This window comes from Arcobacter sp. F2176, from assembly GCF_004116465.1.
GTDB classification, from domain to species: domain Bacteria; phylum Campylobacterota; class Campylobacteria; order Campylobacterales; family Arcobacteraceae; genus Arcobacter; species Arcobacter siniprincipis.
Genome location: NZ_PDJV01000034.1, coordinates 1 through 10,981 on the forward strand (window position 1 = coordinate 1; position 10,981 = coordinate 10,981).

The 10,981-nt window shown below is 27.6% G+C and carries 11 protein-coding genes and 1 pseudogene; 6 read left to right on the forward strand and 6 right to left on the reverse strand.

Annotation, left to right across the window (positions count from 1 at the left end; translation table 11 throughout):
• Together CRU95_RS15640 and ychF are read right to left on the reverse strand one after the other, a co-directional pair.
• A pseudogene (locus tag CRU95_RS15640) lies at positions 1-372 on the reverse strand (chemotaxis protein CheW); the annotation flags it as partial.
• 222 nt (positions 373-594) lie between these two features.
• The gene (ychF, locus tag CRU95_RS15645) at positions 595-1,698 is read right to left on the reverse strand and encodes a redox-regulated ATPase YchF (RefSeq protein ID WP_129102051.1); all 1,104 of its coding nucleotides are present in this window, start codon (positions 1,696-1,698) and stop codon (positions 595-597) included.
• A gap of 268 nt (positions 1,699-1,966) precedes the next feature.
• Here ychF and CRU95_RS15650 point away from each other — a divergent pair, with 268 nt between their 5' ends.
• The 5 genes from CRU95_RS15650 to CRU95_RS15670 all read left to right on the forward strand — a co-directional run bounded on the left by CRU95_RS15650 (position 1,967) and on the right by CRU95_RS15670 (position 6,101).
• Complete coding sequence (locus tag CRU95_RS15650) at positions 1,967-2,206, forward strand: helix-turn-helix domain-containing protein (RefSeq protein WP_129102052.1); 240 nt, start codon at positions 1,967-1,969, stop codon at positions 2,204-2,206.
• Positions 2,199-3,341 carry a type II toxin-antitoxin system HipA family toxin gene (locus CRU95_RS15655; protein ID WP_129102053.1) on the forward strand — a complete coding sequence of 381 codons (1,143 nt, stop codon included), beginning with the start codon at positions 2,199-2,201 and terminating at the stop codon, positions 3,339-3,341. Before CRU95_RS15650 ends, CRU95_RS15655 begins: the two co-directional genes overlap by 8 nt.
• Before the next feature lie 466 nt (positions 3,342-3,807).
• Positions 3,808-4,485 (forward strand): SatD family protein, encoded by a 678-nt coding sequence (locus CRU95_RS15660; RefSeq protein ID WP_129102054.1) that lies wholly within the window; start codon positions 3,808-3,810, stop codon positions 4,483-4,485.
• A 94-nt stretch (positions 4,486-4,579) separates the two neighbouring features.
• The gene (locus CRU95_RS15665) at positions 4,580-5,065 is read left to right on the forward strand and encodes a hypothetical protein (RefSeq protein WP_164969814.1); all 486 of its coding nucleotides are present in this window, start codon (positions 4,580-4,582) and stop codon (positions 5,063-5,065) included.
• A gap of 619 nt (positions 5,066-5,684) precedes the next feature.
• Complete coding sequence (locus CRU95_RS15670) at positions 5,685-6,101, forward strand: hypothetical protein (RefSeq protein ID WP_129102056.1); 417 nt, start codon at positions 5,685-5,687, stop codon at positions 6,099-6,101.
• 186 nt (positions 6,102-6,287) lie between these two features.
• Here the strand turns inward: CRU95_RS15670 and CRU95_RS15675 are convergent, their stop codons facing one another.
• The 4 genes from CRU95_RS15675 to CRU95_RS15690 form a co-directional block, all read right to left on the reverse strand.
• On the reverse strand, positions 6,288-7,550 hold the full coding sequence (locus CRU95_RS15675; RefSeq protein WP_129102057.1) for a serine hydroxymethyltransferase: 1,263 nt from the start codon (positions 7,548-7,550) through the stop codon (positions 6,288-6,290).
• Between the two features lie 74 nt (positions 7,551-7,624).
• Positions 7,625-8,098 (reverse strand): pyridoxamine 5'-phosphate oxidase family protein, encoded by a 474-nt coding sequence (locus CRU95_RS15680; protein ID WP_129102058.1) that lies wholly within the window; start codon positions 8,096-8,098, stop codon positions 7,625-7,627.
• Positions 8,095-9,279: an acetylornithine transaminase gene (locus CRU95_RS15685; protein ID WP_129102059.1), complete on the reverse strand. Its 1,185-nt coding sequence runs from the start codon at positions 9,277-9,279 to the stop codon at positions 8,095-8,097. The genes CRU95_RS15680 and CRU95_RS15685 overlap by 4 nt, the downstream gene beginning before the upstream one ends.
• A gap of 10 nt (positions 9,280-9,289) precedes the next feature.
• Positions 9,290-9,991 carry an MOSC domain-containing protein gene (locus tag CRU95_RS15690; RefSeq protein WP_129102060.1) on the reverse strand — a complete coding sequence of 234 codons (702 nt, stop codon included), beginning with the start codon at positions 9,989-9,991 and terminating at the stop codon, positions 9,290-9,292.
• 181 nt (positions 9,992-10,172) lie between these two features.
• Here CRU95_RS15690 and CRU95_RS15695 point away from each other — a divergent pair.
• Positions 10,173-10,981: PLP-dependent aminotransferase family protein (locus CRU95_RS15695; protein WP_164969815.1), on the forward strand; the 809-nt coding region annotated here is incomplete at its 3' end.

Below are 10,981 nucleotides of genomic sequence, written 5' to 3' on the forward strand. Positions count from 1 at the left end.
ATTTTCTAAAAATTCTCTTATATCCTTATCTGTAGCTAAAAATCCAATATCAGCAGTTCTTTCATAAAGATTTCGTATAAGAATATCAATAGAGATTTGTGATTTAAATTTCATTTGTCTTATTGTTTTTTCTAGAAGTTCATTTGATAGATGATTTAACAGTTTTGAAGTCAATTTTGAAAAGTTATTTTTTGTTTCATTTATATTTGCACTATTATTTCCAAAGTTACTTAGTAAAGATAGGTTATCCCAACTTTTTGATAATGATACTAATTCTTCTCTATACTCTTCCACTAAGAACATATGTTTAAAATATTGAAGTAACTCCTGTTTTAGCTCAATTCCTTTATAATTAATAAGTTGATTATTCATTCTAGTTCCTTAAAATATATAAAATAATTATACATTTTTAAGGTATAGTAGAGTTTACATTTTTGTATATAAAGTATACAAAATTAAAGTTTTAAAATTATTATTAAATTTGTTCTATTGAATTTTAGACTTTTAGATTTTTGTTAAATATAGTTAGTAAATGTAAAGAAGTTTTCTTCTTTACATTTTGATAATTGAAGTTAGTTTATAATGATAAATCTTTTAGACATTAAACCTAAAATGCATAACATCACCATCTTGCACAATATAATCTTTACCTTCAAGTTTTAATTTTCCTGCTTCTTTACACTTAGCTTCTCCACCTAAAGATACAAAATCTTCATAGGCAATAACTTCTGCTTTTATAAAACCTTTTTCAAAGTCATTATGAATCACAGCTGCTGCTTGTGGTGCTTTTGTATTTTTCTTAATAGTCCAAGCTCTAACTTCTATTTTACCAGCTGTAAAATATGATTGAAGTCCAAGTTTATCAAATGCTTTATGAATAATTTGCTCTAATCCTGATTCTTCTACACCTAAATCTGTTAAAAATTCTTGTGCCTCTTCATCTTCTAAACCAACTAGTTCTTCTTCTATTTTTGCACAAAGCATAATTACATCAGCATTAACAGAAGCCGCATGTTCTTTTAATATCTCAACAAATTTATTTCCACCATCTGCTAATGAATCTTCATCAACATTTGCCCCATAAATCACATCTTTATTTGACAAAAATCTAAGTTCTTTATCTAAAGCAATAAAAACATCATCTTCAAGTTTCTCAAAAGTTTTTACTGGGTTTAACTCTTCTAAATGTTTAAATAACTCTTCTGCAATTATAAAAGAAGAAGCCGCTTCTTTTGAAGTTTTTGCTTGTTTTTTAAGTCTATCTATTTTTTTCTCTAACTGTGAAATATCTGCATAAATAAGTTCAGTTTCGATTATCTCAATATCTCTTAAAGGATTTACATCACCTTCCACATGAGTGATATTTCCATCTTCAAAACATCTAACCATATGTAAGATCATTTCAACTTCTCTAATATTAGATAAAAATTGATTCCCTAACCCTTCACCCTTTGAAGCACCTCGTACAAGTCCTGCAATATCTACAAAATCAATTGTTGAGTATTGAATTTTATCAGGAATAACAATTTTTGCTAACGCATCAAGTCTTTTATCAGGTACTGGAACAATTGCTTTATTTGGCTCAATAGTACAAAATGGATAATTTTGTGCCTCTGCATTTTGTGCTTTTGTCAAAGCATTAAAAGTTGTCGATTTACCTACATTTGGAAGTCCTACTATTCCTACACCTAATCCCATCGTTTACCTTTTATGTTAAATATTTGTTTTTTAATTTAACCGCATTATAAACGATAATGGCAAAGAAATAGATAAAATTTAAATTATTCTACATACAGATGATATAATGGGTACTATACTTATTTATAAATAAAGAGATTGTTTTCCACTACATTTGATTATTAATGTACTCTAATATAATTAAAAAGATCAATAATGTATAAAATATTTGACAAAATCTAATTTTAATATTATAATGACTAATATTTTATACACAAAAGGTATTTATATGAATTTTGTTGAACTTGGCAAAGAGTTGGCACTTTTAAGAAAAAGTAGAGGTATTTCTCAGAAAACTATCTCTAGTGATTTAAATATTTCAAGAGCAACTATCAGCAATTTTGAAAATGGAACCAGTAGTGACATTGGCCTTAAAAAAGTTTTGCAATTGACTGACTATCTAGGACAAGAGTTAGTTATAAAAGAAAAATCACTATTCCCTGTATTTGAGGATATTGTAAATGGATAAATTAAATGTAAAAGTAAATTCAAATTCTAGTGGTAACTTAATAAAAGAAGATAATGAATTTATATTCTCATATGATTGTGAAGAAAAAAACAATTTTATCTCTTTACTTATGCCTGTAAGAAGTAAGCCATTTATCCATAATAAACTTCACCCTATTTTTGAAATGCATTTGCCAGAAGGCTACCTATTATCAATTATTAAAAAACATTTCTCAAAACTCACAAAAACCGATGATTTTGGCTTACTAAAAGTTATGTCAAACTCAATAAAAGGTAGGCTTTCTTATGAATCAAATTTTATTAAAGCTGACGATAGTTTAAGTCTTGATGATTTATTACATACAAAAAAAGATAACCTTTTTGATGAATTAGTAACAAAATTTGCACTAAACTCAGCACTAAGTGGAGTTCAGCCAAAAGTTTTAGCCGTAATTGAAAATAAAGCAACTTTAAAAGTTGATGATTACATTGTCAAATCTTGGGGTGCAGATTATAAAGAACTTGCTTTAAATGAGTACTACTGCATGGAAATAGTTAGAAGATCAAACATTGAAGTTCCAGAGTTTTATATATCTGATGATGAAAAGCTTTTTATAATGAAACGATTTGATAAAGTTGATGATAAATATATTGGCTTTGAAGACATGTGCGTTTTAATGGGTAAACAAAGAGATGATAAATATGAAGGATCTCATGAACAAATAGTAAAAACAATTAAAACTTTTGTTTCACCGCAGCACAAAAAATCTTCACTTATTCAATTTTTTAAAATGACTTATTTAAATTTTTTGTTAAAAAATGGTGATGCTCATCTCAAAAACTTTGGGCTTATTTACACAGGAATAGATGACATAAAATTAGCACCAGCATATGATGTAGTATCAACTACAGTATATATTAAAAATGATATTCCAGCATTATTACTTCTTGGCAGTAAAAAATGGTGGGACAACAAGTATATAGAAAGATTCGGTATACAAACATGTGATCTAACAAAAAAAGAAATTAATGAAGCAATAAGTGAATGTGACAATGCAATAAAAATTGTAAAAAATCAACTGTCAATTAGATTAGAAACTGAATCAAATGAAGATAAAAAAGAGCTATTAAAAAAACTAATAGATTGTTTTATATAAGTAAAATATATCATTTATAAGACCACTCATAGTTTTATGTCTATAACTGATAGTTAATGAAATTATATAATAGTTCAATAAATTAATTTTGAACTTAAAGAAAGTTCCAAAACCTACAGGTTGTTGAACTTGTTTTTAAAACTCATCTTTCTAACAATTTTTTAGCCACATTGCACATTATAATATATTTAACATTTTGCAGATTTATTACGAGGTGAGAGGACTTAATGGTATACTAAATAGAATACGCAAGTATGTATTTTATAATATCCCCTAGAATTATAAGTTTTAGTTTTTTCAAAATATCAATGTAAAAACATGCAAAAGTATAGATTGAACGTAAAAACATGCAAAAGTATAGATTGAACGTAAAAACATGCAAAAGTATAAATTGAATGTAAAAACATGCAAAAGTATAAGATTAATTGTTGTATCATATGAAATAATTTAATAAAAAAGATAAACAATGGATAAATACTTTATGCTTATGGGTGATATAAAAGATAGTAGAAAATATGATCAAAAAATATTATCAGAAACGCTAAATAGAATATTAATAGAAACCGAAGAGAATTTTAGAGATAAAATAATTACAAAACTGGAAATTAAAGTTGGGGATGATTTTCAGGTTGTAGTTAAAGACATAAAAATATTGTTATCAATATTACTTTATTTAGATATTGCATTTATGTTAGAAAATATCGAATGTAGGTTTGCTTTAGGATATGGTAATATCTATGGAAATATAAATAAAACAACACATTCTGAAATTATGGGTATGGGATTAACAAATACAAATGAAATACTGAATAAAAAAAATAAGAAATATAGTTTTTATATTCAAAATGATATAGATAAAACAATATTACTTAACACAATTGGCATGTTAATGGAAGAAGTATTTTCAAGTTTTACTGATAAACAAAAAATATTTTTAAAATTTAAAGTCATAAAAAATAAAGATTTAAAAGAAATTAAATCATTAATGAAGACAAGTGAGCGATCTATTTATTATTTTGCAGAACGTTCAAAATATTTTTTTATAATGAATGTATTTGAACAAATAATCTTATCTTTTGAAACTAATAGTAATAAATTAGATCAGAATTATTTTAAGGATATTAAATTTGATGAAGAACTTTAAATTATTTAAATGGACTTGTCTACCAATTTTATTATTAGTGGGGTACACAATTTTTGTTAATTACTTTAATATTGAAGAAAATAATTTTTTTTCTATGATATTTATAATAACAATAACTTTAATATTATTATATTCAGTTAATGAATTTATTAATAATGAAATAGCAAAAATAAAACCTACTACTTCAGAGGAAACTCACAAAGAAAGAATAACGAAAACAATAGTAAAAGATGGAACAGCAGTAGAGACAATAACTGAAATAACAGAAAAAAATCCTAACATAAACAGTGACAAAAATGCTGCAAGGATAGGTTTTCTTGAAAGAATACTATATTTTATAGGTATAGTATCGCAAAATTGGGCATTAATATCTATTGTCGTAGTTTTTAAGACTATTGCGAGATATAAGGAAATTGATAAACAAATAAAAGCAGAATATTTTTTAATTGGTTCATTTTTAAGTTTAATATGGGCAATTGTAATATCTGTAATATTTATAGCTTTTGATAAAATCCATAATTTAGGTATGGTAAACTATATTCTAAATTCTGTAACTTATAACCTTAAATTTTTAAATTAGAGAGAGGATGTGTAATTATAAATCACTTATCCATTTATTTACTTCTTCTTTATTCCAAACTGTAACTCATGGACTTAGTTTAATTTAGGAAACTTTCCTTGTCTGAGCCCAGTCCAGTTTTTTTAACAATATTAATCTGTCAAAAAGAAATATGACACAAAGTTCTGAACAATCTCTTCCTTAACCTTTTATTTTTGGAGCAGTTTTTACTAATGGTAATCTTGTTCATAAAAGAGTTGAAATTTGGAGAATATTTACAAGTTATTGAACTTGTTTTATAACTTATCTTTGTATCAATTTTCTATCCACATTACTCCTCTTAATATATTTAACATTTTGCAGGTTTATTACGATATCACCTTAATATACATACATTATGTACTATTATCGTCTAAACATACATAAAAAACATATCATAAACTTAAAATTTATTTAAGAAGCATCTCAATTTTCAATATTTTTTATACTAATATTTACAAAAATAGCTTATTTAAGGTGTTTATAGGCATTTTGATATACGACACATATTGTGTATGTTGTTTGTTGATTTTCAGGCTATCTTGTATATAATGTATGTTCAATAAATAGTTATGTAGCAAATTCAGCCAAGGAGAATTAGATGGCAATTTTTGGAATTGGGGCATATTACGGCGAGGACGTAAGCGCTGAATTTATTAATCACGGAATCGCTGGCCCCGGCTGGGGGCAAGGTGAAGCACCGGAGTTGTTTCAGTACATAGCATCTCTGAAGGTCGGAGACATCGTTTACATCAAGTCTTGCTCCGCCGGAAGTAAAGACATCCATGTTAAGGGGATTGGCTTCGTTGCTGATCATAAACTTTTAACTGACGAAGAGGATACCAAAGGTATCGTCAGTGCAGGCAGACGCATAAATTGGATAAGCCGTGAAAGGTTCACTGTCCCAAAGCCTAAAGAGAAGAACAATGTTCGCTCAAATACCATCTATGAGGAATTTCACCCCGAGATTCAGCAGGTAATAATGTCAAAAGTCGTGAGTTTGGTCGATGCTACATAACCAGTGCAGGCACAGCGACGCCATTTACATTGCTCCTTCTGCTCCATTCCAATGGCGCGCATGCTGCAAGCGTTAAGTTGCTAAATCTCTTATATTTGGAACACAACTTTAAGTTTTAGTTAAAAGTTCCAAATATAACAATTTATGAGATATTTCTACTACCATTAGGATTTTCAATAGGTCTAATTAAAATGTTGATTGAGTATAAATAACAAATCCTTTTGCTAATTCTTTCATCTCTTTATTAATTCTTTTTTGTAAATTTATATCTTGAATATTATCTAGAACATCACATATTTTATTCGCAATTATTTCAAATTCTTTTTCTTTCATTCCTCGTGTAGTTAAAGCTGGACTTCCAATTCTAATACCACTTGTAATAAATGGACTTCGTGTATCTCCTGGTACACTGTTTTTATTTACAGTAATTCCTGCATTTCCAAGTGCGGTATCTGCATCTTTCCCTGAAAAGTCTTTATTTAAGAAACTTACAAGTACAAGATGATTATCCGTACCATCACTTACTAAATCATATCCTCTATTGATTAAAACTTTTTCTAAAACTTTTGCATTGGCTTTTATTTGCTTTGCATATTCTTTCCATGAAACATCTAATACCTCTTTAAATGCAACTGCTTTTGCAGCAATAACATGAATCAAAGGACCACCTTGTGTTCCTGGAAAAATTGCACTGTTAAGTTTTTTAGCAATCTCTTCATCATTACACATAATTATACCACCTCTTGGTCCTCTTAGTGTTTTATGTGTAGTTGTTGTAACAACATCAGCATAAGGAAAAGGTGACATATGTTCACCAGCAGCAATAAGTCCTGCAATATGTGCAATATCAGCAAACAAAATTGCTCCTACCGCATCTGCTATCTCTCTGAATTTTTTAAAATCAAGTTCTCTAGCATAAGCACTTGCACCACAAATAATAATTTTTGGCTGTATAACTTTTGCAATATCCATAACTTTATCATAATCAATATATCCATTTAGTTCCACTCCATAAGAAAAAGCATTATAATTTTTTCCTGAAAAGGATGGTTTACTTCCATGAGTTAAATGTCCACCATGACTTAAATCCATACCAAGAATTTTATCTCCTGCACTTAACAATGCTGCATATACAGCACTATTGGCTTGACTTCCAGAATGTGGTTGAACATTTGCATATTTACAACCAAAAATTTCACAAGCTCTATTGATAGCTAACTGCTCAACCTGATCTGCAAACTCACATCCACCATAATATCTTTTATATGGATAACCTTCTGCATACTTATTTGTAAAAATACTTCCTGTTGCTTCCATAACAGCAGGACTAGTAAAGTTTTCTGATGCAATCATCTCTAGATGATTTGTTTCTCTTTTTAACTCATTCTCAATTATTGAAAATACCTCATAATCTGCTTTTTCTAAACTCTCATTTTTTATAAAACTCATTTTTATCTCCTTTTATTTACTTTTAAAATCATAATCTAACTAACAACATTACACAATCCAAAAATTGCTATTTCTTATTTATAATATCTTCCTACACATTTCATAACATCTATTCCAATAACTGCTGTACCATTTATCATATTTAGAGGTAATTCTTTATTTTTTAAATGAGGTGTAAATTTTTCCACTATTTTTAAAAGTGCTATTTTCTTTTCATCAAAATCCTCAACAATAGTTGCGTGTCCTTGTAAAATTATGCTATTAAATTCAGTATTTACATCACATGGATTTTCCACTCCATCATATAATAAAGATATCATTTCATCTATCTCAAAACATACATTTGGATTTAATTTTATATTATCAATTTTTTCTCCTTTTGGTAATCCATGTAAATATATCTTTTGATTATGCCATACGAAATGCATAGGTACAATATAAGGATAACCATCCTTTCCAAAACTCCCAATACGACCAACTTCAGCTCGTATAAATAACTTTTCAACTTCTTCTTGTGTAAGTAAATGTGTTTTTGTTCTATGTCTCATATATTTTTTCCTTTCAATTTTGTTACAACCTTTTCAAATCTTTTAAATCCCATTTTTATCTCTTTTTTTGATATATTCAATGGTGGCAAAAATCGAACAATATCCTTTCCTGATTTTAGTACTAAAACACCCTGCTTTAAAGATAACTTTACAATCTCATTGAGCTTTGTTCCATCTTTAAGTTTGAGTCCAAGCATAAAACCAAAGCCATTTTTTGATAAAAACAAAGATGGATATCTTTCTATAAAGTAGTCTAAATAATCATTAAAGTATTTAATGTTTGATTCAAGTTTTCCACTATTTTTATATTTTTCTAAAATATTTAAAACCTTAATTGACACGGTTGTCGAAAGATGATTTCCTCCAAAAGTTGAACCATGATCACCTTGCTTTAAAACATTTCTTAAATCTGTCATCATCAGCCCTATTGGAACTCCTGTTGCTAAGCCTTTTGCTAAAGTTATAATATTTGGTCTAATCTCATAATGATGTGACATTAGAAATTCTCCACTTCTATAAACACCTGTTTGAACTTCATCTATTATCAATAATAATTTCTTTTTTTTCAATACCTCACTTAACTTTTTTACTTGCTCTTTATCTTGCATAAAAATGCCGCCTTCCCCTTGAATCAGTTCAAGCATAACTGCAACAGTGTCATCATCTATTAAGTTTATCGCCTCATTTATATTATCAGCATAAACAAATCCATCAGGATAAGGTCCAAAATATTTATGTTTTTCCTCTTGTGCTGTTGCTTTTAAAGTTGCTATTGTTCTTCCATGAAACGAGTTTTTAATAGTTATAATTTTATACTTTGTTTTACAAAAAGCTGTATTTCCATATTTTCGAGCCAGTTTAATGGCACTTTCATTTGCTTCTGCACCACTATTACAAAAATAACACTGCATATCATAGGTGCTTAATGTAACTATTTTTTTCACACATTTTTCTTGTGACTTTATATGGTAAATATTTGATGTGTGTAAAATTTTATTGGCTTGTTTAGTTATCGTTTTAACAACTTTTTTATCACAATAACCCAAACTATTCACACCAATTCCAGAAGAAAAATCAACATAATCTCTCCCTTTTTCATCATATAAAATAGAATTCTTACCTTTTACAAATGAGACATCTAATCTATTATATAATGGCAATAAATAATTGTTTTCGTTCATCTCTTCCCTTTTAAGTATGATAAAATGAAAACTGTTCATCTTCATCTTTAAATTTATATCTTTTTGACAATGAGTTTAAAAATGGCTTTCCTAATACTTTACAACTTAGTGCTTCGTTGGTTATTTTTTCATCTAATAATGGATTTACAATAAGTTGATTAAGTTTTTTAATACTTAAGTTGGGATATTTTCTCTTTTCTAAAATAAGCTCATCATTTACACAAACTACACCTTCATCTAAAACTTTTGCATACCAACCTGTTAAACCACTTTGAAAAATAAACTTTGTCATCTCTTTTTTATTTGTATTAGCACTTAATTTCCAACAAGGTTGTCTTGGTTGTGTGATTTGTATTCTTGATCCTCCCAGTTGATAAATATCTCCTATACAAATATCACTTTCAGTAATATCAGATAGAATTATATTCTCTCCAAAATGTGCAACACCATCAATATCAAAAGTTGTTTTCAACTGTTTATTAATTTGTTCATATGTTTTTTGTGAAAATAAGAATAGTGCTTTGTTTTCACCTCCATGATGTTTTAAATCACCTTGTTCATCATCCATAAATCCAGTTCTTGTAAGAAATGCTTTTTTTACAGGATATTTTCTTATTGCCGAAACAATTTTTTTCCTTTTATTATTTTCTAAATTTCGTGTAGTAACTCTTCCTGTTTTAATAAATAAAACTTTTGCTATTTTAGTTTCCAAGTATTCCTCCAATAACTCTATTTATTTAAGTTTTCAGGTGTTATAATAACATACAGCTGTAACTTACTCAAGGTACAAAAATTGATAAATAAAAAGGACAGTTATATATAAGCTTATTAATTCATCAACACCTTTATATATCCAACTATATAATCAAATTAAAATTAATATTGAAAAAAATTTGCCTGCAGGAACAAAACTTCCTTCGATTAGACAAATGGCTCAAGATTACCAAGTAAGTAAACACACAGTAGAATCTGCATATAGTCAATTATTCGCAGAAGGATATATTGAAAGTTATCCACAAAGTGGATATTTTGTAAGTAAAGATATAGAAAACTATTTACCACTAAAAGAAACATTTCAACATGCTTTAAAACCAACTACTACAAATATTTTGTATAATTTTTATCCTGCTCAACTACATAATGATAATTTCCCTAATAAACTATGGTCTAGATTACATAATAAAATTATGAAAGATATGATTAATTTTGGAAGCTATCCTCAAATGCAAGGTGAATATTCTTTTAGAGTACAAATATCAAAATATTTATGTCACAATAGAGGAGTACAATGTAATCCTGATCAAATAGTCATATGTAGTGGATTTTCAGATGCAATGTTTATTATTGCTACAATATTAAAATCTTCTACTTCACAATTAGGAATTGAATTTCCAGGATATTCAGTAGTAAAAAAAGTATTCAAAAATCTTGATTATTCTATAGAAAATATTCCAATAAATTCTGATGGTATTAGTTTAGAACATATAGAAAAAAATAAGTGTAAACTTTTATATATTACACCTTCACATCAATATCCAACAGGAGTAACTATTCCTATTGCAAATCGTTTTAAACTTATACAATGGGCTACAAAAAATAATGCCTATATTATTGAAGATGATTATGATAGTGAACTAAGTTATAACAATCGACCAATTCCTTCATTACAAGGAATTAACCATAATAATTGTATTATTTATAC

Excerpts from the sequence above, each read along its gene's own strand:
- CRU95_RS15665 (WP_164969814.1), top strand. The coding sequence starts at position 4,580 with ATGATATTTATAATAACAATAACTTTAATATTATTATATTCAGTTAAT.
- CRU95_RS15655 (WP_129102053.1), top strand. The coding sequence starts at position 2,199 with ATGGATAAATTAAATGTAAAAGTAAATTCAAATTCTAGTGGTAACTTA.
- CRU95_RS15680 (WP_129102058.1), bottom strand. The coding sequence starts at position 8,098 with ATGAGACATAGAACAAAAACACATTTACTTACACAAGAAGAAGTTGAA.
- CRU95_RS15660 (WP_129102054.1), top strand. The coding sequence starts at position 3,808 with ATGGATAAATACTTTATGCTTATGGGTGATATAAAAGATAGTAGAAAA.
- CRU95_RS15675 (WP_129102057.1), bottom strand. The coding sequence starts at position 7,550 with ATGAGTTTTATAAAAAATGAGAGTTTAGAAAAAGCAGATTATGAGGTA.
- ychF (WP_129102051.1), bottom strand. The coding sequence starts at position 1,698 with ATGGGATTAGGTGTAGGAATAGTAGGACTTCCAAATGTAGGTAAATCG.
- CRU95_RS15685 (WP_129102059.1), bottom strand. The coding sequence starts at position 9,279 with ATGAACGAAAACAATTATTTATTGCCATTATATAATAGATTAGATGTC.
- CRU95_RS15650 (WP_129102052.1), top strand. The coding sequence starts at position 1,967 with ATGAATTTTGTTGAACTTGGCAAAGAGTTGGCACTTTTAAGAAAAAGT.
- CRU95_RS15670 (WP_129102056.1), top strand. The coding sequence starts at position 5,685 with ATGGCAATTTTTGGAATTGGGGCATATTACGGCGAGGACGTAAGCGCT.